A 20,670-nucleotide genomic window follows, 5' to 3' on the forward strand; every position below is an offset into this window, starting at 1 on the left:
CACGACAGCAGAACCCGCACAGGTCGGTTTCCCCGGCATCCCCCGGGCCAGAGACAACGAGAGGAATCGGACCGTGGCCACAGAGACCACCTACGACTACGTGATCGTCGGCGGAGGCACAGCGGGCTCGGTGATCGCCAACCGCCTCACCGAGGATCCCGGCACCACCGTGTGCCTCATCGAGGGCGGCCCCGACGACCGCGACCTGGAGCACGTGCTCCGGCTCCGCGACTGGCTGAGCGTCCTCGGCGGCGACCTCGACATGCGGTACACGACCGTCGAGCAGCCGCGCGGCAACTCCGACATCCTGCACTCCCGGGCCCGCGTGCTCGGCGGGTGCTCCTCGCACAACACGCTCATCAGCTTCCGGCCCTTCGCCGAGGACCTGGACGACTGGGTCGCGGCGGGCGCCGAGGGCTGGGACAACGCCACCGTGCAGTCCTACGCCGACCGCATCAGGTGCAACATCGTCCCGATCGCCGAGAAGGACCGCAACGCCATGGTCCGGGACTGGGTCGCCTCGGCCGCCGAGGCCGCGGACGTCCCGGTCGTCGAGGACTTCAACGCGCTCACCTCCCACGGCGGCGGCTTCGCCGAGGGCGCCGGGTTCCTGTCCATCGCCTACGACCCCTACACCGGCCACCGCTCGTCGGCGTCGGTGGCCTACCTGCACCCGATCATGGACGTGCGGGAGAACCTCACCGTCATGCTGGAGACCTGGGTCGACCGGCTGCTCCTCGACGGCGACCGCGCCACCGGGGTCCGCGCCACCGCCGCGGACGGCACGCGCCTCACCGTGAACGCCCGCCGCGAGGTCGTCCTGTGCGCCGGGGCGGTCGACACCCCCCGCCTGCTCATGCTCTCCGGGATCGGCAACGCCGAGGAGCTGCGCGCCGTGGGGGTCGAACCCGTCCACGACCTGCCGGGCGTGGGCGAGAACCTCCTCGACCACCCCGAGTCGATCATCATGTGGGAGACCGACCGGCCGGTCCCGCAGAACACGGTGATGCACTCGGACGCGGCCCTGTTCGTGCGGCGCGACGACAGCGACCCGCGTCCGGACCTGATGTTCCACATCTACCAGATCCCCTTCGACGACAACACGAAGCGGCTGGGCTACGAGTCGCCGCCCGAGGGCTGGGCGGTGTGCATGACGCCGAACATCCCCCGCTCCCGCTCGCGCGGCAAGCTCTCCCTCACCAGCGCCGACCCCTCGGTCCCGCCCGCCCTGGACTTCCGGTACTTCACCGACCCCGAGGGGTACGACGAGAAGACCGTCGTGGACGGCCTGAGGATCGCCCGCGAGGTGGCCGCCGCGGAGCCGTTCCGCTCCTGGATCAGACGCGAGGTCGCCCCCGGCCCCGCGGTCACGACCGACGAGGAGCTGTCCGAGTACGGCCGCCGCGCGGCCCACACCGTCTACCACCCCGCGGGAACGTGCCGCATGGGAGCGGCCTCCGACGACACCGCCGTGGTCGACCCGCGCCTGCGCGTCCGGGGGCTGCGCGGACTGCGCGTCGCCGACGCCTCGGTGTTCCCGACCCTCCCCACCCCCAACCCCATGGTCATGGTCCTGGCGCTCGGGGAGCGGGCCGCCGACCTGATCCGGCAGGACGGGCGGGCCGTGGACGGGGAGAGCCGATGAGCACGCGCGCGGAGGGGGAGGCCGTCCCGCAGGAGGGCGCCTCCGACACCACCTTCTCGGTGCGCCACCTGTGGAAGATCTTCGGCAGGAACGCCGACAGCGTCATCGGCACGGACCTGGAGCACGCGGACCGCGACCGCATCAAGGACGAGACCGGCTGCACCGTGGCGGTGCGCGACGTCTCCTTCGACGTGCGGACCGGGGAGACCTTCGTGGTCATGGGCCTGTCCGGCTCCGGCAAGTCCACGCTGATCCGGTGCCTGACCCGGCTGATCGAGCCCACCTCCGGGCAGGTGCTCCTCGACGGCGAGGACATCGGGGAGGCGGGGCCGCAGAGGCTGCGCGAGCTGCGCCGCCACAGGATGGCGATGGTCTTCCAGCACTTCGGGCTGCTGCCCAACCGCAGGATCATCGACAACGTGGCCTACGGCCTGGAGGTGCGGGGCATGCCGCGCCCCGACCGCTACGCGCGGGCCCGCGAGATGATCGACATGGTCGGCCTGGGAGGCTACGAGAACTCCCGGCCCGGCGAACTCTCCGGCGGTATGCAGCAGCGGGTCGGCCTGGCCCGCGCGCTCGCCGTCGACCCGCAGGTCCTGCTGTTCGACGAGCCCTTCAGCGCGCTGGACCCGCTGATCCGCCGGGACATGCAGAACGAGGTCGTGCGGCTCCAGCGGGAGCTGCACAAGACCTCCGTGTTCATCACCCACGACCTCCAGGAGGCGCTCAAGCTGGGCGACCGCATCGCCATCATGCGCGACGGCGAGCTCGTCCAGGTCGGCACCCCGGAGGAGGTGGTGGGGCGCCCCGCCGACGCCTACGTCGCCGACTTCACCTCCGACGTCGCCCGCACCACCGTGCTGACCGCCCGGTGGCTGGTGCGCGAGCCCTTCCCGGGGGAGCGCACGGACGGACCGACCACCGAACCCGGCACGGTCCTGGCGGAGGTCCTGCCGATGCTCGCCGCGAGCACCGCGCCGGTCCGGGTCGTGGAGGGCGGCACCCTCCTGGGCTACGTGGGCCGGGACGACGTGCTGCGCGCCATCGCGGAGGACCAGCTGGAGAACGCCGCGGCGGCCGCCGCCATCGAGGGGGAGACGTCGGAGGAGCTGTCCGACGGGGCCACCGACCCGGCGTCGGCGAGCCACGTCGCGGACCTCGGCGACGACGGTGGGCCCGGCGGGTCCGCCACGGCCGGGAGCGGTGGGTGACATGGCCGCTGTGACCCGACCCGCCGCCGGCTCCGGGAAGGCCGCCCCGGGCGGCGCCGGGGGAGCAGGCCCCTCCCTCCTGCGGAACACGTGGGTGCAGGCCGCTGCGGTCGTCGCCATCCTCGTGGCCGGGTACTGGGCGACCCGCGCGCTGGGCGGTCCCGCGTGGGCGGGCCCCTTCCCGACCGCCGTCGGGGACGCCTTCATGGCGTGGCTCGACGGCGTGTACGGGTGGATCGTCGTCAACCGCAACGACAGCCCGCTGTTCCTGTACTTCTTCAACTACGTGTCCGTGGGACTGGGGTCGGCCGTCGTGCTGATCGACCAGTTCCTCGACTTCCTCACCTGGCCGGGCGTGACCGTCCTCGGGGTGCTCACCGCCTGGCGGGTCGCCGGGTGGCGCGTGGCGCTCCTGGTGCTCGCCGCCTTCGGGGTGTTCGCGCTGACCGGGCTGTGGAACGAGTCGATGACCACCCTGGCGCTGATCATCGCGTCGGTGTTCATCGCCCTGCTGTTCGGCATCCCGTTCGGCATCCTCGCGGGCCGCAGCGACCGGTTCCACCGGGGCGTGCGCCCGGTGCTGGACTTCATGCAGATCATGCCCGCGTTCGCGTACCTGCTGCCGTTCGTGCTGCTGTTCGGCATCGGAAACCCGGCCGCGGCCGTGGTGACCGCCGTGTACGCGTTCCCGCCCGTGGTCCGGATCACGGCGCTGGCGATCCGCGAGGTGCCCGGGGGCGCGGTCGAGGCGGCCACGTCGCTGGGGTCCACGCCGTGGCAGGTCCTCACCAAGGTGCAGCTGCCCCTGGCCAGGCGCACCATCCTGCTCGGCGTCAACCAGACCATCATGCTCGCCGTGTCCATGGTCGTCATCGCTTCGGTCATCGGCGCCGGCGGGCTGGGCGACGCGATCTACCAGGCGCTCTCCAAGGTGAACGTCGGCCAGGCGTTCCAGGCGGGCCTGGCGATCGTCATGCTCGCCATCGCCCTGGACCGTGTGACGGGCGCGGTCGGCCACGGCGCGCGCACCCCGGACGTCCCCGAGCGGCTCCGGCTGCCGCTCCTCGGCGGCGGGCTCGCGCTGACGGTCGCCGTGGTCGCCGTCGCGCGGCTCATGGGCGTGCGCGGGTGGCCGCGCGAGGTCGCGGTCGATCTCGCGGCCCCGGTCAACGCCGCCTACGAGGCCGTCCAGGCGGCGATCGGTCCGACCACGGCCGCGCTGGGCGCATGGACCCTCGACTGGGTCCTGGGGCCGCTGGGCTCGCTCCTGACGGGGTCGCCCTGGTGGCTGGTGACGCTCGCCGCGGCGGCCCTGGCGTGGATCTTCTCCGGCTTCGGGGCGGGCGTCGTGTCCGGGCTGGCGTTCGTGGGGGCGGGACTGCTGGGCGTGTGGGACAACGCCATGGACACGCTCTCGCAGGTGCTGGTGGCGTCCGCCCTGACCATCGCGCTCGGCGTGGTGATCGGCGTGCTGATGTCCCGCAACGACGTGCTCGCCGCGATCCTCAAGCCGGTCCTCGACGCCATGCAGACCCTGCCGCCGTTCGTCTACCTGATCCCGGCGGTGGCGCTGTTCTCGATCGGCCGCGTCCCGGCCCTGGTGGCGGCGGTCGTCTTCGCCCTGCCGCCGGTGATCCGCCTGGTCGACGACGGCATCCGGGGCGTACCCGCCCCGCCCCTGGAGGCGGCCCGCTCCCAGGGGTCCACCAAGTGGCAGCTCCTCACGAAGGTGGAGCTGCCCATGGCGCGCGGCTCGATGCTGCTCGCCGTCAACCAGGGGATCATCCTGGTGCTGTCCATGGTGGTCATGGGCGCCCTCGTCGGGGCCGGCTCGCTCGGCTTCGACGTGGTGTTCGGCCTGGCGCAGAACCAGCTCGGCCTCGGCCTGGCGTCCGGGCTGGCGATCGTCTGCCTGGGCCTGTTCCTGGACCGCCTGACGCAGGGAAGGAGGGCACCCCGTGCCTAGACAGGACCCCCGGGGCCCGTTCCCCGACCGTGTCCGCGCGCTGTTCGGGACGGGGGCCCGCACCGCGCCCCGGTCCGCGCGGCGGGGGCCGGGCGCGCCCCGCCGCGCCTCCCTCCTGGTGAGGGGGATCGCGGTCGGCCTGGCCCTGGCCGCGGTGAGTGCGTGCGCGGTGCGCACCGACCAGATCGCCCGGGACCCGGGCGTCGTCCGCATGGCCCTCAACGGCTGGGTGGGCTACGAGGCCAGCGCCGAGGTGCTGGCGTACATCCTCCGGGAGGAGATGGGTTACGACGTCCAGCTGGTCCGGACGGACGAGCAGCCGTCGTGGCAGGCCCTGGACCAGGGCGTGCTGGACGTGATCGTCGAGAACTGGGGCCACGAGGACCTCATGGACCTCTACGGGCCCGAGGGCAACGGCACCGTGGTCGACGGCGGCCCCAACGGCAACGTCGGCGGCATCGGCTGGTACGTCCCCGGCTACGTGGTGGACGAGTACCCGGAGATCGCCGCCGTCGACGGGCTGAAGGAGCACACGGACCTCTTCCGGACCGCCGAGACCGGGGACCGGGGGGAGTTCCTGGGCGGGGCCCCCGGGTTCGTCACCCAGGACCAGGGGATGATCAACGCCTTCGACCTGGACCTGGAGATCGTCTTCGCGGGGTCGGAGGCCTCGCAGATCACCGAGGTCCGGCGGCGCTACGCCGAGGAGGAGCCCGTGCTCTTCTACTTCTACGACCCGCAGTGGCTCCAGGAGGAGCTGGAACTGGTCCGCGTCGACTTCCCCGCGTGGGAGCCCGGGTGCGACGAGGACCTGGAGTGGGTGCCCTGCGACTACCCGGTCTACGACATGAACAAGATCTTCCGGACCGGGTTCGTGGAGGCGGACGAGCCCTCGTACCAGTTCCTCGACAACTGGACGTGGACCAACGAGCAGCAGAACGAGGTCGCCCGGATGATCGCCGAGGAGGGGCTCGACCCCACCGAGGCCGCCGAGATCTGGGTGGACGGGAACCGCGACGTGTGGGAGCCCTGGCTCCCGGAGGGCCGCGCGGACCGCTGACCGCGGGCTGCTGGCCGCACGGTCCGCCGCCGGGACGGGGGAGGCCCCGCCCCGGCGGTCCGCCGTCACCGGGACGGTTCCCGGCCCGCAGCCCCGCACGGCGGCGCCGCGCGCCCCGGGTCGACCGTCAGGAGCGCGGCCGCTCGTACCTCAGGCGCCGGTCCACCCAGTACACGTTCACGCAGGTGCCGACGAACCCCGCGACCAGCAGGACGACCAGCCACGCGTCGGCGTCCCAGGCCAGGGCCAGGACCAGGCCGACCAGCATCACCAGGGCGCCGAACACGGCCAGGACCAGTCGGAACCCCAGTGCGCTCGCGGGGCGCTCGGGACTGCCGAGCGGTCCCCTCAACCTGCCTCGTCGCATACCGCACCACCTCCCTCCACCAGTCCTACCCCAGGACCGCCCGGTCCCTCCCCCGCCCCGGCCCCTCCGGTCGCGCCGCCGACTTTCGAGAAGCCCGTATACGCACGAGCAGATCTCTTTAGGATTTCCTTAAGAGCCGGTAATCTGAAGGTCGGTGAGTGTCGTTGGGTTCGTGGGAGATTCTCATGACCGGGGAAGTGGAGGAGTTCCTGGATGTTCTCCACACCACGGATCAGAAGACCCACAGGTTGGTCAACCAGGCCATTCTCGTGTTGGAACAGAGCGGTCCTGCTGAAGGAAGACCTCTGGTCGACACGGTGGCGGGGTCGGTTGTCGCCAATCCGAAGGAGCTTCGGCCCGGCTCCTCCTCGGGAACAGAGGTCCGGATCCTGTTCGCCTTCGATCCGTGGCGCTCCGCGATCCTGCTGGTCGCGGGGGACAAATCGGGGCGATGGAAGACCTGGTACCGAGAGGCGATACCTCGGGCGGAGTGTCTCTACGAGTCCTACTTGACGGAGCGGCGGGAAGAGGTGGGGCGATGAGCGGATACCGGCGTTGGCGGGACAGCGGCCATCTGGAGAAGGCCGTGGAGTCCTCGGGGGGGCAGGAGCAGTTCGAGGAGGAGGTCACACGCCTTCGCGATCGGGCGAGGGCCTGGCGCCTGGTCGAGATGCGCAAGCACCGGGAGCTGAGTCAGTCGCAGGTGGCCCAGAGGATGGGGGTGTCCGTTGCGAGAGTGTCGCAGATCGAATCCGGGGACCTCTCCACCCGTGACGTACTCGACCGCTACGTGACCGCGCTCGGCGGGACGCTGCTCATCATCGCGGACTTCGGGGACGAGCAGATGAAGGTCGGCTGAGGCGCGGAGGCGGGGGCGCCCGACAGGCGCCCCCGCCTCCGCGGAACCGTGGCTACACGCCGCTCATCAGGGCGGGCAGCGCCGCCTCGTAGGCCTCGCGGAGCTCGGCCAGCGGGACCTCCACGGCGCCGCCCGGGTGGGTGACCGACAGGGAGTCGCCGCCCACCACGCCGATCTGCTCGACCGGGACGCCGTGCGAGCCGGCGAGCGCCACGAACGCCTCCTCCTCGCCCGGCCGGACCGCGACGACCGCGCGGGCGCCGGACTCGCTGAACAGGGCCGTGAAGACGTCGCCGTCCACGGTCACCCGCACGCCGCAGCCGCCGCGCATCGCCGACTCGGCGAGGGCGACCCCGAGGCCGCCGTCCGACAGGTCGTGCGCGGCGTCGGCCAGCCCGCGCTCGGCGGCGGCGGCCAGCACCTCGCCCAGCGCGGCCTCGGCGGCCAGGTCCACCCGGGGCGGCAGCCCGCCCAGGTGGGAGTGGATCGTGTCGGCCCACGCGGAGCCGCCGAACTCGGGCCTGGTCTCGCCCAGCAGGAACACCCTGGCGCCCTCGGAGCCGAAGGCGGTCCGCAGCCGGGAGCGCACGTCGTCGATCACGCCGAGCACGCCGATGACCGGCGTCGGGTTGATCGCCACGTCGCCCGTCTGGTTGTAGAAGCTCACGTTGCCGCCGGTGACCGGGGTGCCCAGCTGGAGGCAGGCGTCGGCCAGGCCCCGGGTGGACTCGGCGAACTGCCACATCACCCCGGGGTCCTCCGGCGAGCCGAAGTTGAGGCAGTTGGTCACGGCCAGCGGACGGGCACCCGTCGCCGCGACGTTGCGGTACGCCTCCGCGTACGCCAGCTGCGTGCCCGCGTACGGGTCGAGGCGGGTGAAGCGGCCGTTGCCGTCGGTGGACAGGGCCACGCCCCGGTGCGAGTCGTCGGCGATGCGGATCATCCCGGCGTCGTGGGGCGTGGAGACCACCGTGTCGCCGCGCACGTAGCTGTCGTACTGCTGGGTGACCCATGTCGGGTCGCCCACGCCGGGGGCGCCCAGGACGCGCAGCAGCTGATCGCGCAGCTCGGCGTCGGTGCCGGGCCGGGCCAGGCCGGCGGCGTCGTCGGCCTGGAGCGCGTCCTGCGAGGCGGGGCGCGCGTACGGGCGCTCGTAGACGGGGCCCTCGTCGGAGGCGGTCCGGGGCGGCATGTCCACCACGGTCTCGCCGTGCCAGGTCATCACGAGGCGGCCGCCGCGCGCGGCCTCCTCGGCCGTGACGTCGGTGACCTCGCCGATCTCGGTCGCCAGGATCTGCCACTTGTCGCAGACCGCCAGGAACTCCTCCATCTTGGAGGGCTCGACGATCGCCATCATGCGCTCCTGCGACTCACTCATGAGGATCTCCTCGGGAGTGAGCCGGTGGTCGCGCAGCGGCACGCGGTCCAACTGGATGTTCATGCCGCCGGTGCCGCCCGCGGCGAGCTCGGTGGTGGCGCAGGAGACGCCGGCCGCGCCCAGGTCCTGGATGCCGACGACCATGTCCTTCTCGAACAGCTCCAGGCTGCACTCGATGAGGAGCTTCTCCATGAACGGGTCGCCGACCTGGACGCTGGGCCGCTTGGCGTGGGACTCGTCGTCGAACGTGGCGCTGGCCAGCACCGAGGCGCCGCCGATCCCGTCGGGACCGGTCGTGGAGCCGAACAGCACGACCTTGTTGCCCGGGCCCGGCGCCTGCGCCAGCTTGATGTCCTCGTGCTTCATCACGCCCACGCACAGGGCGTTGACCAGCGGGTTGCCGATGTAGCCCGCCCCGAAGCCGATCTCCCCGCCGATGTTGGGCAGGCCCAGGCAGTTGCCGTAGAAGGAGATGCCGGAGACCACGCCGGGCAGGACCCGCTTGGTGTCGTCGGCGTCGGCGGGACCGAACCGCAGCGCGTCCATCACCGCGACGGGGCGGGCGCCCATGGTGAGGATGTCGCGGACGATGCCGCCCACGCCGGTGGCCGCGCCCTGGTGGGGCTCCACGTACGACGGGTGGTTGTGCGACTCGATCTTGAACGTGACCGCGCGGCCGTCGCCGACGTCCACCACGCCCGCGTTCTCGCCCATGCCGACGAGGAGGGCGTCGTTCTCGGGGGCCTTCTCGCCGAACTGGCGCAGGTGCACCTTGGACGACTTGTACGAGCAGTGCTCGCTCCACATGACCGAGTAGATGGCCAGCTCGGCGGAGGTCGGCCTGCGCCCCAGGATCTCCCTGACCCGCTCGTACTCGTCCTTGGCCATGCCCAGCTCGGCGTACGGCTGCGGGGTGTCCGGGTTCTCGTGCGCCACGGCGACGGTGTCGAGACCAGGTACTTCAGACATGCGTGGTTCCGTTCGGGATGTGCGGATGTGGCCCGGGCCGCGGCGTCCGCCGACCGGCGCGGAAGGTCGTGGTCAGGGGGTGGCCGGAGCCTGTTCGGCGTTGCCGAGCATGAGCATCGCGGAGGCGTCGGCCGTGTCGTGGGAGGAGGTGTCGGCCAGCAGGTGGTCACCGTCGGTGAGGAATGCCCGGCCCTCTGGCGCCCCCTGCGGGCTCTGCTCCTCCCACCCGTGTTCGGCGAGGTGGGCGAGGACCGTCTCGACGGACTCGCGGGAGTCCTCGGGCAGTTCGCCGCCCTCGGTCAGGACCATCACGAGGCGGACGCACTCGTTCTGCTCGCAGTACACGTCGGCCTCGGGGTCGGAGACGTAGGACAGGCCCGCCGGGGCCTGTCCGAGCACGTCCACGTCCGGCGGGGCGTCGGGGGCGGGGCCGGTGCCCTGGCCGCCCTGCCCCTCCTGTCCCTGCCCCTGCGGAGGGGCGGCGGGAGCGGTGGGGGCCGAGCCGATCGCGTTGAAGAGGCCGAGCCCCGCCGAGACCACCAGGCCGACGATGACCACGGCGGCGAGGACGAACATCGTGTTTCGGGAGCGCAGCAGCGCCATCATCGCGAGGACCGTCCCCTGTTCGGTGTGCGGGTCAGGCGTTCACCGGCGAACCGGCGGCCATGTGGCTGAGGATCGAGGTGAAGAAGCCGAGTCCCTCGGTGGAGGGGCCGGTGAGGGCCTCGACGGCGTGCTCGGGGTGCGGCATCAGGCCGACGACGTTCCCGTGCTCGTTGGTGATCCCGGCGATGTCCCGGCGGGAGCCGTTCGGGTTGCCGCCGACGTAGCGGACCACGACGCGGCCGGTGGCCTCCAGCTCGTCCAGGGTGGCCTCGTCGGCGACGTAGCTCCCCTCGCCGCTCTTCAGGACGACCAGGATCTCGCGGCCCTCGGTGTAGTCGCCGGTCCACGCGGTGCCGGCGTTCTCGACCCGGAGCACCTGGTCGCGGTTGACGAACCGCAGCGAGGCGTTGCGGGTGAGGGCGCCGGGGAGGAGGTGGCTCTCGCAGAGGATCTGGAAGCCGTTGCAGATGCCCAGGACCGGCAGCGCGCCCGAGCGGGCGGCCGGGACCAGTTCGGACATCAGCGGCGCGAACCGGGCGATGGCGCCGCAGCGCAGGTAGTCGCCGTAGGAGAAGCCGCCGGGCAGGACGACCGCGTCCACGCCCTTGAGGTCGGCGTCCGCGTGCCAGAGCGACACGGGTTCGGCGCCCGCCAGCGCGACGGCGCGCGCGGCGTCCTTGTCGTCGAGGGAGCCGGGGAAGGTGACGACGCCCACACGGGCTGTCATGAGCACACTCCGAGAGGTTGGGATCCGCCCCCCGCGTGCACGGGGAGCGTTCGGCGAGGAGATGCCGGTGCCTGGCCCCGCCAACCGGGGGCGGGGACTTCCGCACTCCGCAGCGTACCCGCTCACCTGTGCTCGGGTACGACGGTCACCCCCTCCGGGCGGCCCGCTCCTGTGTGATCCTCCCAGTGGGGGCCCCGGGGACGGGGGTCCGCGTGTGCGACCCCACAGGAACCGGGCCCCGCGCGGGGACGGTCAGGGGCGTCCGGTCCCGGCCGCGACGCGGGGCGCGGGGGACGGGGCCTCCGCGTGGTGTGCGACACATGTCGCGGATCGGGGAGGCGGCTCCGGACGCACCGGACCCCGCGCGGACGGTGCGCGGGGTTCGGCTGGTTCAGAGCAGGGCGAATCTCGCCTCCGGGACGCGGCCCGCGGCCGACGCCTCCGACGCCTCGTCGCACAGGGCGACCCGCTTGCGCAGCAGGACCGTCGTGCGGGGCTCCCCCTCGAAGGCGACCTCGTCCATCAGGAACCGCATCAGTAGGATGCCCCTTCCGGATTCTGAGTCCAGACCCGGGAGGGGCATGCTGTCCGTGGTGAACCGCTCGGCGACGGCCTCGGGGTCCGGCGCCCTACCGGTATGGGATATCCGCAGTTCGCACCAGCGTCCCCCCAGCTCCGCCTCGACCACGTAGTCGCGGGCGGGGCCGCCGTGGTCGATGGCGTTGGCGCTGGCCTCGGAGACGGCCAGCAGGACGTCGTCGGCGCAGCTCCGGCAGAGACCGGCCCTGTGGAGCAAGGTGCCGAGGACGTCGCGTACCACGGAGACCGTGTACGCCTGCCTTGGCAGGGAGATCGAGAAAACGGTGTCCATCCGTAAACCTCTCGTACTCCGTTGTCGTATGCAGCCCGGCACGGTAAAGAACCTTCCCGAGGGCGGCCGGAGTAAAACGAACAGCCGCGCCCCCTGGGGACGCGACTGGTGGTTTCTGGACACTTCCGACACCCGGGGCACTCGGGGCCTGCTCGGTGCCACCCGTTTTCCGAGGTCCGGGCCGGTCGCCGGCGTGACACCGGTGCCCGGTGTGCCGGATCTCACGGGAGGCCGGCCGGGGGCTCAGGCCTCGACGCGGACCTCGAAGTCCTCGATGACGGTGTTCGCGAGGAGGGTCTCGGCCAGGCGGCGGACGTCCGCGAGCCTGGCGTCGTCCACCTCGCCCTCGACCTCCACCTCGAAGCGCTTGCCCTGGCGGACCTGGCCGATCCCCTCGAAGCCGAGACGGGGGCAGGCCCCGGCGATGGCCTGGCCCTGGGGGTCCAGGATCTCGGGCTTGAGCATGACGTCCACAACGACGCGGGCCACAGGGTCCTCCACAAGGAAACGGTTGTGCCGCATGTGCCTGCGGCTGGCGGGCCACACTCCCCGGACCGGCCGGAGGGGGCGACGCAAGCGTACGGCACGCGGGAACGGGTATGGCTCGGGACCAGGTTCTGACCAGGCGGCACGCCGGGCTTTTACCGCACGCTTAACAGTGCCGGGGACGTTTTCGGTACGTTCGTGACTCGTATCACGTGCATTGATGTCATCATTGAGAGCACGTGGTGGCGTCTAACAGTGTGGAAGTGATCGTCCGGTCGTCACGGAGGGGGAATCTTGACGACTATCGAAATGGACCAGGCCTCCACGACCGGTGGACCCGGGAGCGAGGACCAGACGCTGGACTTCGCCACCGAGGTCACACCGTTCGCCGACCAGCTCTATCCCACGGCCCTGCGGATGACCCGCAACCCGGCGGACGCCGAGGATCTCGTACAGGAGACCTTCGCCAAGGCGTTCGCCAATTTCCACCAGTTCCGTGCGGGTACGAATCTGCGTGCCTGGCTGTACCGGATCTTGACCAACACCTTTATCAACAGCTACCGCAAGAAGCAGCGCGAACCGCGCCAGGACACGACCGACGAGATCAAGGACTGGCAGCTGGCCGCCGCCGAGGCGCACACGTCCTCGGGCATGCGGTCCGCCGAGAACGAGGTCCTGGACCACCTGCCGGACTCCGCCATCAAGCAGGCGCTCGCCCGTCTGCCGGAGGAGTTCCAGGAGGTCATCTACCTCGTCGACATCGAGGGCTACGCCTACAAGGAGGTGGCCGCGCGCATGGGGACCCCGCTGGGGACGGTGATGTCGCGTCTGCACCGGGCCCGCCGCCAGCTCCGCGAGATGCTCTCCGACTACGCCCGCGACCGCGGCATGCGCGTTCCGGCGCAGGCCGCCGACTAGGCCGCGCGCGACACCGGCGAGCCCGGTCGAGGGCGGGCCGGAAACCCGCCCCGAGGCCTTTTCGGTCCCCCGTACCCGTCCCCCGTGGCCGGTCCCGGCCGTGAGCCGCCCGGTCCGAGCCCCGTCGGCGCACACGCCTGCCGGGAGCGCCGTCATCGCCCGGCGGGCCGACCCGCCGCCCGACCGCCGACGAGTCCTCCCCGTCGGCCGGCGAGCCGGGCCCCGACCGGCCCCGGCTCCCGAGGCGACCCCTGGACCACCGCTCCTGCGGACCCGCGCGCCCGTCCCGCCCGCGCGCCTTCTCGCGCTCCGGCGGTCCGCTCCCGACGCGCCTGCGGCCCGCGTACCGGGGGCGACGCCCGCGCCGGCCGCCCGTCGACGGGCCCCCGGCGCCGCTCGCGCCCGGCACGTCCCGGCCGGTCCGTACCGCCTCTTCCGACACGCCCGGACGGGCCCCGGCCGAGGGACCGTCCGGGCGTCGTGCGCTCGGCTCCGACAAGCGTCCACAAAGTTGTTGGAAGACCTTGTACATGCTAGGAAGCCCTGGTAATCGGGTCGGCCGGCCGTCGTGGATCATGGGGGCCACAGCGTAAAAGGTGACGCCGAGGGCTTGCGCTCTCCATAGTGAGGTCTGTCACGATATGGGGAGGGCTGTCCGCCCTCACCCACCACCCCCGGGTGAGGCGGACCGTGAAACGGCCGATCAGCGTTCACCCACGCGAACCCGGCCCCGAGAACCCGAGGAGCGACGTGTCGGACACCACCGCGCACGAGGAACCGGAGCTCATCCAGCTCCTGACACCGGAAGGGGAGCTCACGGGGCACCCCGACTACCCCCTGGACATCGGCGCGGAGGAGATCCGCGCGCTCTACCGAGACCTCGTCCTCGTACGCAGGGTCGACAGCGAGGCCGTCTCCCTCCAGCGCCAGGGAGAACTGGGCCTGTGGGCCTCACTGCTCGGCCAGGAGGCCGCGCAGATCGGCTCCGGCCGGGCGCTGCGCGAACACGACATGGCGTTCCCCTCCTACCGCGAGCACGGCGTCGCCTGGTGCCGCGGCATCGAGCCCAAGGAACTGCTCGGCATGTTCCGCGGCGTCACCAACGGCGGCTGGGACCCCCACGAGCACGGCTTCCACCTGTACACGATCGTCATCGGCAGCCAGGCGCTGCACGCCACCGGCTACGCCATGGGCGTCCAGCGCGACGGCGCCCTCGGCGAGGACGGCACCGCCGTCATCTCCTACTTCGGCGACGGGGCCACCAGCCAGGGCGACACCAACGAGGCGTTCAACTTCGCCTCCGTGAACAACGCCCCGGTCGTGTTCTTCTGCCAGAACAACCAGTGGGCGATCTCCGAGCCCCTGGAGCGCCAGTCCCGCGTGCCGATCTACCGGCGCGCCGCCGGGTTCGGCTTCCCGGGCGTACGCGTGGACGGCAACGACGTCCTCGCGGTCCTCGCCGTCACACGCGCGGCCCTGGACAACGCCCGCGAGGGCAACGGCCCCACCCTGGTCGAGGCGTTCACCTACCGGATGGGCGCGCACACCACCAACGACGACCCCAGCCGGTACCGGGCCTCCGCCGAACTCGACGAGTGGAAGGCCAAGGACCCGATCCTGCGCGTCCGCCGCCACCTCGAGCTCAACGGCCTCGCGGACGAGGAGTTCTTCGCCTCCGTCGACGCCGAGGCCGAGACCATCGGCGAGCAGGTGCGCACCGAGTGCCGTGCGCTTCCCGACCCGGAACCGCTCGACATCTTCCACGAGGTGTACGCCGAGCCCAACGTCCACATCGACCGGCAGCGGTCCGAGTTCGCCGACTACCTGGCCTCCTTCGAGAGCGCCGGCGCGGAAGGGGGCCGCTAGGCCATGGGAACCAGCCTCACGATCGGCAAGGCCATCAACGCGGGCCTGCGCGCGTCCATGGAGCACGACCCCAAGGTCCTCGTCATGGGCGAGGACGTCGGCAGGCTCGGCGGCGTCTTCCGGGTCACCGACGGCCTGTACAAGGACTTCGGCGCCGACCGGGTCATCGACACCCCGCTCGCCGAATCCGGCATCGTCGGCACCGCGATCGGCATGGCCATGCGCGGCTACCGCCCCGTGGTCGAGATCCAGTTCGACGGGTTCTTCTTCCCGGCGGCGAACCAGACCTTCACCCAGCTGGCCAAGATGCGCAGGCGCTCGGCGGGCAAGCTCAGCATGCCCGTGGTCATGCGGATCCCCTACGGCGGCGGCATCGGCGCCGTCGAGCACCACAGCGAGTCCCCGGAGGCGTACTTCACGCACACCTCCGGCCTGCGCGTGGTCACGGTGGCCAACCCCGAGGACGCCTACTGGATGATCCAGCAGGCCGTCCGCTCCGACGACCCGGTCATCTTCCTGGAGCCCAAGCGGCGCTACTACGAGAAGTCCGAGGTCGACACCGGGGCGTCCATCGCCGAGGCCACCCCCATGGGCGCCGCGCGCGTGGCCCGGCCCGGCACCGACGTGACCCTGCTCGCCTACGGCCCGATGGTCAAGACCGCGCTCCAGGCGGCCGAGGCCGACACCGAGCACTCCATCGAGGTCGTCGACCTGCGCTCCCTCTCCCCGGTGGACTACCCGACCGTGGTCGAGTCGGTGCGCCGGACCGGGCGCCTGGTCGTCGCCCACGAGGCGGTCCTCACCGGCGGCCCCGGCGCGGAGATCGCGGCCCGCGTCACCGAGGAGTGCTTCTACCACCTGGAATCGCCGGTCATCCGCGTCGCCGCCTTCGACACCCCCTACCCGCAGTCGCGTCTGGAGGAGTACTACCTCCCGGACCTCGACCGGGTTCTGGACGGGGTCGACCGGGCGTTCGCGTACTAGGGATCGGGGAAACCGAAGCACATGGCGATTCAGAAGAGTGCGCCCGCCGTCGACGGCGTGCAGTCGTTCAGGCTGCCCGACGTCGGCGAGGGCCTGATCGAGGCCGAACTCCTCAGCTGGTACGTCAAGCCGGGTGACGAGATCAAGGTCAACCAGATGATCTGCGAGATCGAGACGGCCAAGGCGGTCGTCGAGCTGCCGAGCCCGTTCGCGGGCACGGTCCGGGAGCTGCTGGCCGAGGAGGGCCAGACGGTGGACGTCGGCGCGGTGATCATCACCGTGGACGACGGCACCGGCGGCTCCGCGTCCGGCGCCGACCCCGGTGCGGAGGACGGCGGGGACACGGAGGTGCGGGAGAAGCCGCTGGTCGGCTACGGCGAGAAGGCGGCCTCTACGCAGCGCCGCGCCCGCCGCCGCCCGGCCCCGTCCGCACCGTCGTCACCGCCCGTCCCGCCGTCGGCGGCGCCTCCGGCGCCCGCCCCCGCCGTGGTCGCGGTACCCGCGGCCCCGGCTCCGGCGTCCGGCCCCGCGGGCCGTCCGCTGGCCAAGCCCCCGGTGCGCAAGCTCGCCAAGGACCTCGGAGTGGACCTCGGGTCGGTCGCGCCCACCGGCGACGGCGGGATCGTCACCCGTGACGACGTCCGCGCCGCGGCCGAGGCCGTCCGGGCCCCGGTACAGGCCGAGCCGCAGCCGGAGTCCGCGCCGGCGGCCCCCGCGGACCGGTCGGCCCGCGAGCGGCGCATCCCCGTCAAGGGGGTGCGCAAGCACACGGCCGCGGCGATGGTCGGCAGCGCGTTCACGGCGCCGCACGTCACCGAGTTCCTCCAGGTGGACGTCACGAAGACGATGAAGGCGGTCGCGCGCCTGCGGGCGCGGCCCGACTTCGCCGACGTGCGCGTGTCGCCGCTGCTGCTGGTCGCCAAGGCGCTCCTCATGGCGGTCCGCCGCCACCCGGAGATCAACGCCACGTGGGACGGCGACAACCAGGAGATCGTGGTCAAGGACTACGTCAACCTGGGGATCGCGGCCGCCACCGAGCGCGGACTGGTGGTGCCCAACGTCAAGGACGCCGACGCCATGACGCTGCCCGAGTTGGCGGCGGGGCTCAAACGGCTGACGGACACGGCGCGGGCGGGGAAGACCAGTCCGGCCGACATGTCCGGCGGCACCATCACCATCACCAACGTCGGCGTGTTCGGCGTGGACGCGGGCACCCCGATCCTCAACCCGGGCGAGGCCGCGATCCTCGCCTTCGGCCAGATCCGGGACATGCCGTGGGTGCACAAGGGTGAGCTCAAGGTCCGCAAGGTGACGACGCTGTCGCTGTCCTTCGACCACCGCCTGGTCGACGGCGAGCTGGGCTCCAAGGTGCTGCGCGACATCGGCACCGCGCTGGAGGACCCCGAGCTGACCGCTCTGGCCTGGGGGTAGGCCCCGTCCCGGTCGGCGCCCGACCCGGCCCCGGCCGGCTCGGGCGCCCGCGGGACCGGGCGGGCAGGGCCGCTCCTCCGGGGCCCGGGGAGCCGTGGCCGGGCGCCCGGCCACGGACGGGAGGGACCGCGGGCACACAGCAGGGATGAGGGGCCGGTGCGCGAGCGCACCGGCCCCTTCCCGCGAGGAGGGCCCGCCCCCCAAGGGGGAGGGGGCGGGCCCGCACCGTCAGTATTCCCCCGGGAGCCCCGCCGACACGCGGGATTCCGTTGTCCGGACCCCGGCCCCGGGGCCCCGTGACCCCGGACGGGTCAGGACAGCCCCCACACGAAGCCGTACTGGGCGCCCACCGCGACGAACACGGCGGCGGCCACCGCGACCAGGGAGAGGTGGACCCGCCCGGCCGCGCTCAGCCGTCCCCGCGCCCATGCGGTCGCGGCCACGGCGGCGGTGGCCAGGGCCAGCGGGACGGCGGCGGCCAGGGGCGCGGTCAGCATGAGGGACCCCCCGAAGACCCACTCCTCCACCTTGTGGGGGGCGACGAACAGCCCGTACGCGAGGATCCCGACGCCGGCGTAGCAGGCCAGGGCGGTCAGCGCCCCCAGCACCCGGGCGACGACGGTGAACCGGTCGCGGGCCCGGCGGAACTGGACGAACGCGGTGAACAGGACCAGCAGGGAGGCCGCCGCGGCGACGCCGTGCGTGAGGGGGCTGGCCAGGAACGAGGTCCGCTCGTAGACCTGCGTGGGGTTGGAGCCGGTGGCGAGGGCGACGACCTCGCCGTCCTCCTCCAGGAAGACCAGCTCGTCCTCGCCGTTCTCCGCGACGAAGCGGCCCTCCCCCGCGGGGAGCCAGCGGTCGTCGAGGGCCATCCCGCCGCCGACCGAGAGCGTCCCGTCCCCGCCGTCCCGCACGACCATGTTGTCGAGGAGGACGGTGAGCTGGGCAGGCCCGCTCCCGGCGCGCCGACTGGTGATGTAGCTGCCGGTGTACGGGCCGAGGTCGGCCCCCGGGTCGGCCTCGCCGGACGGAGGGGCCTGCGGGGCGAACGTCTCGGAGAACGCGGCGGCCACGGCCATGCGCAGGTCCAGCAGCGGGTTGGCCTGTGTCTCCGGCGAGGTGTCGTCGCCGTTGACGGCGACGAACAGGCCCGCGCCGATGGCGGGGACCAGCGTGTAACCGGTGTGCATGCCCACCAGGTCCCCGCCGTGGCCGAGGACGGGGGAGTCCCCGCCGCGCCACTGGTACGTGCCGTAGCCGATCGATGCCAGCTCGGGGTGGACCTCGAACTGCCGGTCCGTCATCAGTGCGGGGACGCTCTCCGGCAGGACCTGTTCGCCGTCGAGCTCACCCCCGCCGAGCAGGGCCAGCATGAACCGGGCCATGTCGTCGGTCGTGGCGAGGGCGGCGCCGGCGGGGGAAGCGGACACGTGCAGGTCCTCGGGGACCGAGCCGTCCGCCAGGTGGAACGCGGGCAGGTCGAGGGTCCCCCGGGCCTCGTGGACCTGGACGAACCCGCTGTCCGCCATGCCGAGAGGTCCGAAGACGGTCTGCTCCACGAACTCGTCGAAGGGGACCCCGCTCACCTCCTGGGCGATGAACCCGGCCAGCCCCGACCCGTGGTTGGAGTACGCGGGGAACCGGCCGGACTCGTTGAGCTGTTCAGGCTCCCTGGTGCGGGCGACCCCGTCCAGGGTGAGGTGCGCGGCGGTGTCGCTCGCGAACGGGATGTCGACCAGCTCGGCGAAGCCGGCGGTGTGGGTGAGCAGGTGGTGCATGGTGATGCCGTCGGTGGCGAGCCGGGCGTCCTCGGGCAGGTAGGCGTTGACGTCCTCGTGGAGGTCGATCTCCCCGCTGTCCACCAGGGTGAGGACCGCCGCGGCCGTCAGGGACTTGGAGACCGAGGCGAGGGGGAAGACCTGGGCGGTGTGGTCGAGCGGGGTCCGCTCGGCCAGGTCGGAGTAGCCGTGGGAGGCGGAGGCCAGCTGCTCCCCGCCGCCGACGACGGTGACGGCCACCCCGGGGGCGCCGTGCTCCTCCAGGAGTTCGGCGACACGGGTGTCGACGAACTCCCGGGCGCTCTCGGCGGTCAGCGGGACGGGCTCGGCCGCGGGGACGGCTCCGACCGCGGCGGCGGGGGCCGCGCCGGGCAGGAGCGCGGCGGCGATCATCAGGGGCGCGGCCAGAAGGGGGAGGGCGCGGGGGACTCGTTGCATGTGTGCTCCCGGGAGGTGGTCTTCCTACCCCTCGAACCTAGGTTTCCGGGCTCCCGGAAACACTGGTGCGTCCGGGCGTCCCCGTACTACAGCCAGCACCACCGAGGAGGCTCAACCGAGCAGGAACGCGACCGTGACCAGGACGGGGACGGTGAGGAAGGTGGACAGCAGCACCACTTCGCGCACCATGTTCTCGCCGACCCCGTACTGGACCGAGTACGTGAACACGTTCTGGGCGGTGGGCAGGGACGCCAGCACCACCACGGCGAAGAGCGACGGCCCGGTCAGCCCGAACGCCAGGGCGCCCAGGGCCCACGCGGTCAGGGGCAGGACCACCGACTTCAGGACGACCCCGAACAGGACCTTCGCCCTGTCGGGTCCCCGGCCCGGCACGCCCCCGCCGTGCAGGGAGATGCCGAACGCCAGCAGCATCGCCGGGACCGCCATGCCGCCGAGGAGCTCGAAGGGCTCCAGCAGGGGCGCGGGCGGCTCCCAGCCGGACAGGGACAGCAGCACGCCCGCGAGGGAGGCGATCACCACCGGGTTCCGGAAGGGGGTGCCCAGCGCGCGGCGGAGCACCGGGCCGAACCCGCGGACCTCGCCCCGGCTCAGGTCCATGACGGTGAGCGCCACCGGGGCCAGGAAGAGGAGCTGCATGAGCAGGATGGGCGCGACCAGCGAGGCGTCGTCGAGGACGTACGCGGCGATGGGGATGCCCAGGTTCCCCGCGTTCACGTAGACGGCGGACAGGGTGCCGACGGTGGTCAGACCGACGCCCCAGCGCCGCACCGCGCCCACGGCGATGAAGAGGACGGAGACCAGGGCGACGCTGAGCGCGCTGACCAGGACCGGACCGGAGGCGAGGAGGGACAGGTCGGTGTCGGCCAGGATGGTGAACATCAGCGCGGGGCCGGCCACGAAGAAGGCCAGCTTGCTGAGGACCTCCTTGGCCCCAGGACCCAGGATGGGCAGACGTCCCAACATGTAGCCGATGACGACGATGCTGGCGATGACGCCGAACCCGATGATGACCCCGGACAAGGGACGGCTCCCAGAGTAGACGCGCGGCTGAAGTCAGCAAACGCTATCCGAGGACGTTCTCGCCCGGTA

The 20,670-nt window shown here is 72.3% G+C and carries 18 protein-coding genes; 10 read left to right on the forward strand and 8 right to left on the reverse strand.

The genetic code is table 11. From position 1 onward, the window contains the following. Positions 1-73: 73 nt before the first annotated feature. From ACFQBR_RS29130 to ACFQBR_RS29145, 4 genes are all read left to right on the forward strand, one after another. The gene (locus ACFQBR_RS29130; protein ID WP_344181161.1) at positions 74-1,645 is read left to right on the forward strand and encodes a GMC family oxidoreductase; all 1,572 of its coding nucleotides are present in this window, start codon (positions 74-76) and stop codon (positions 1,643-1,645) included. Then, complete coding sequence (locus ACFQBR_RS29135; protein ID WP_267947594.1) at positions 1,642-2,856, forward strand: quaternary amine ABC transporter ATP-binding protein; 1,215 nt, start codon at positions 1,642-1,644, stop codon at positions 2,854-2,856. Before ACFQBR_RS29130 ends, ACFQBR_RS29135 begins: the two co-directional genes overlap by 4 nt. A 1-nt stretch (position 2,857) precedes the next feature. Further along, complete coding sequence (locus ACFQBR_RS29140; protein WP_344181158.1) at positions 2,858-4,822, forward strand: ABC transporter permease; 1,965 nt, start codon at positions 2,858-2,860, stop codon at positions 4,820-4,822. Positions 4,823-4,940: 118 nt separating this feature from the next. Continuing rightward, on the forward strand, positions 4,941-5,882 hold the full coding sequence (locus ACFQBR_RS29145; protein WP_344181197.1) for a glycine betaine ABC transporter substrate-binding protein: 942 nt from the start codon (positions 4,941-4,943) through the stop codon (positions 5,880-5,882). A gap of 127 nt (positions 5,883-6,009) precedes the next feature. Here ACFQBR_RS29145 and ACFQBR_RS29150 read toward each other — a convergent pair whose 3' ends face one another. After that, entirely contained in the window at positions 6,010-6,249 is a 240-nt protein-coding gene (locus ACFQBR_RS29150; protein ID WP_267947596.1) for a hypothetical protein, read from the reverse strand. 185 nt (positions 6,250-6,434) lie between these two features. Here ACFQBR_RS29150 and ACFQBR_RS29155 point away from each other — a divergent pair, with 185 nt between their 5' ends. Together ACFQBR_RS29155 and ACFQBR_RS29160 are read left to right on the forward strand one after the other, a co-directional pair. After that, positions 6,435-6,791: a type II toxin-antitoxin system RelE/ParE family toxin gene (locus tag ACFQBR_RS29155; protein WP_344181156.1), complete on the forward strand. Its 357-nt coding sequence runs from the start codon at positions 6,435-6,437 to the stop codon at positions 6,789-6,791. Continuing rightward, positions 6,788-7,108, forward strand: a complete 321-nt coding sequence (locus ACFQBR_RS29160; protein ID WP_267947597.1) for a helix-turn-helix domain-containing protein — start codon at positions 6,788-6,790, stop codon at positions 7,106-7,108. The genes ACFQBR_RS29155 and ACFQBR_RS29160 overlap by 4 nt, the downstream gene beginning before the upstream one ends. 52 nt (positions 7,109-7,160) lie before the next feature. Here ACFQBR_RS29160 and purL read toward each other — a convergent pair whose 3' ends face one another. The 5 genes from purL to purS form a co-directional block, all read right to left on the reverse strand. After that, entirely contained in the window at positions 7,161-9,455 is a 2,295-nt protein-coding gene (purL, locus tag ACFQBR_RS29165; RefSeq protein ID WP_344181154.1) for a phosphoribosylformylglycinamidine synthase subunit PurL, read from the reverse strand. Positions 9,456-9,527: 72 nt separating this feature from the next. Beyond that, positions 9,528-10,061 carry a hypothetical protein gene (locus tag ACFQBR_RS29170; RefSeq protein WP_267947599.1) on the reverse strand — a complete coding sequence of 178 codons (534 nt, stop codon included), beginning with the start codon at positions 10,059-10,061 and terminating at the stop codon, positions 9,528-9,530. A gap of 31 nt (positions 10,062-10,092) precedes the next feature. Further along, complete coding sequence (purQ, locus tag ACFQBR_RS29175; protein WP_267947600.1) at positions 10,093-10,788, reverse strand: phosphoribosylformylglycinamidine synthase subunit PurQ; 696 nt, start codon at positions 10,786-10,788, stop codon at positions 10,093-10,095. A gap of 391 nt (positions 10,789-11,179) precedes the next feature. Further along, positions 11,180-11,659, reverse strand: a complete 480-nt coding sequence (locus ACFQBR_RS29180; protein ID WP_267947601.1) for an ATP-binding protein — start codon at positions 11,657-11,659, stop codon at positions 11,180-11,182. Between the two features lie 243 nt (positions 11,660-11,902). Beyond that, positions 11,903-12,148, reverse strand: a complete 246-nt coding sequence (gene purS / locus ACFQBR_RS29185) for a phosphoribosylformylglycinamidine synthase subunit PurS (RefSeq protein ID WP_267947602.1) — start codon at positions 12,146-12,148, stop codon at positions 11,903-11,905. A gap of 291 nt (positions 12,149-12,439) precedes the next feature. Here purS and ACFQBR_RS29190 point away from each other — a divergent pair, with 291 nt between their 5' ends. The 4 genes from ACFQBR_RS29190 to ACFQBR_RS29205 all read left to right on the forward strand — a co-directional run bounded on the left by ACFQBR_RS29190 (position 12,440) and on the right by ACFQBR_RS29205 (position 17,344). Continuing rightward, entirely contained in the window at positions 12,440-13,063 is a 624-nt protein-coding gene (locus tag ACFQBR_RS29190) for a sigma-70 family RNA polymerase sigma factor (protein WP_267947603.1), read from the forward strand. A 750-nt stretch (positions 13,064-13,813) separates the two neighbouring features. Further along, positions 13,814-14,929: a pyruvate dehydrogenase (acetyl-transferring) E1 component subunit alpha gene (pdhA, locus tag ACFQBR_RS29195; RefSeq protein WP_267947604.1), complete on the forward strand. Its 1,116-nt coding sequence runs from the start codon at positions 13,814-13,816 to the stop codon at positions 14,927-14,929. A 3-nt stretch (positions 14,930-14,932) separates the two neighbouring features. Continuing rightward, complete coding sequence (locus tag ACFQBR_RS29200) at positions 14,933-15,913, forward strand: alpha-ketoacid dehydrogenase subunit beta (RefSeq protein ID WP_267947605.1); 981 nt, start codon at positions 14,933-14,935, stop codon at positions 15,911-15,913. Positions 15,914-15,934: 21 nt separating this feature from the next. After that, the gene (locus ACFQBR_RS29205) at positions 15,935-17,344 is read left to right on the forward strand and encodes a dihydrolipoamide acetyltransferase family protein (protein ID WP_352983244.1); all 1,410 of its coding nucleotides are present in this window, start codon (positions 15,935-15,937) and stop codon (positions 17,342-17,344) included. Between the two features lie 311 nt (positions 17,345-17,655). Here ACFQBR_RS29205 and ACFQBR_RS29210 read toward each other — a convergent pair whose 3' ends face one another. Together ACFQBR_RS29210 and ACFQBR_RS29215 are read right to left on the reverse strand one after the other, a co-directional pair. Continuing rightward, positions 17,656-19,560, reverse strand: a complete 1,905-nt coding sequence (locus ACFQBR_RS29210) for a serine hydrolase domain-containing protein (protein ID WP_344181148.1) — start codon at positions 19,558-19,560, stop codon at positions 17,656-17,658. A 111-nt stretch (positions 19,561-19,671) separates the two neighbouring features. Further along, complete coding sequence (locus ACFQBR_RS29215) at positions 19,672-20,601, reverse strand: AEC family transporter (protein ID WP_267947608.1); 930 nt, start codon at positions 20,599-20,601, stop codon at positions 19,672-19,674. Positions 20,602-20,670: the final 69 nt, after the last annotated feature.

The organism is Nocardiopsis tropica, from assembly GCF_042660575.1.
Taxonomy (GTDB): domain Bacteria; phylum Actinomycetota; class Actinomycetes; order Streptosporangiales; family Streptosporangiaceae; genus Nocardiopsis; species Nocardiopsis tropica.

Coding starts and splice junctions, on each gene's coding strand:
- ACFQBR_RS29210 (WP_344181148.1), bottom strand. CDS start 19,560: ATGCAACGAGTCCCCCGCGCCCTCCCCCTTCTGGCCGCGCCCCTGATG.
- ACFQBR_RS29150 (WP_267947596.1), bottom strand. CDS start 6,249: ATGCGACGAGGCAGGTTGAGGGGACCGCTCGGCAGTCCCGAGCGCCCC.
- purL (WP_344181154.1), bottom strand. CDS start 9,455: ATGTCTGAAGTACCTGGTCTCGACACCGTCGCCGTGGCGCACGAGAAC.
- ACFQBR_RS29160 (WP_267947597.1), top strand. CDS start 6,788: ATGAGCGGATACCGGCGTTGGCGGGACAGCGGCCATCTGGAGAAGGCC.
- ACFQBR_RS29170 (WP_267947599.1), bottom strand. CDS start 10,061: ATGATGGCGCTGCTGCGCTCCCGAAACACGATGTTCGTCCTCGCCGCC.
- ACFQBR_RS29200 (WP_267947605.1), top strand. CDS start 14,933: ATGGGAACCAGCCTCACGATCGGCAAGGCCATCAACGCGGGCCTGCGC.
- ACFQBR_RS29205 (WP_352983244.1), top strand. CDS start 15,935: ATGGCGATTCAGAAGAGTGCGCCCGCCGTCGACGGCGTGCAGTCGTTC.
- purQ (WP_267947600.1), bottom strand. CDS start 10,788: ATGACAGCCCGTGTGGGCGTCGTCACCTTCCCCGGCTCCCTCGACGAC.
- ACFQBR_RS29155 (WP_344181156.1), top strand. CDS start 6,435: ATGACCGGGGAAGTGGAGGAGTTCCTGGATGTTCTCCACACCACGGAT.
- ACFQBR_RS29140 (WP_344181158.1), top strand. CDS start 2,858: ATGGCCGCTGTGACCCGACCCGCCGCCGGCTCCGGGAAGGCCGCCCCG.
- ACFQBR_RS29180 (WP_267947601.1), bottom strand. CDS start 11,659: ATGGACACCGTTTTCTCGATCTCCCTGCCAAGGCAGGCGTACACGGTC.
- ACFQBR_RS29135 (WP_267947594.1), top strand. CDS start 1,642: ATGAGCACGCGCGCGGAGGGGGAGGCCGTCCCGCAGGAGGGCGCCTCC.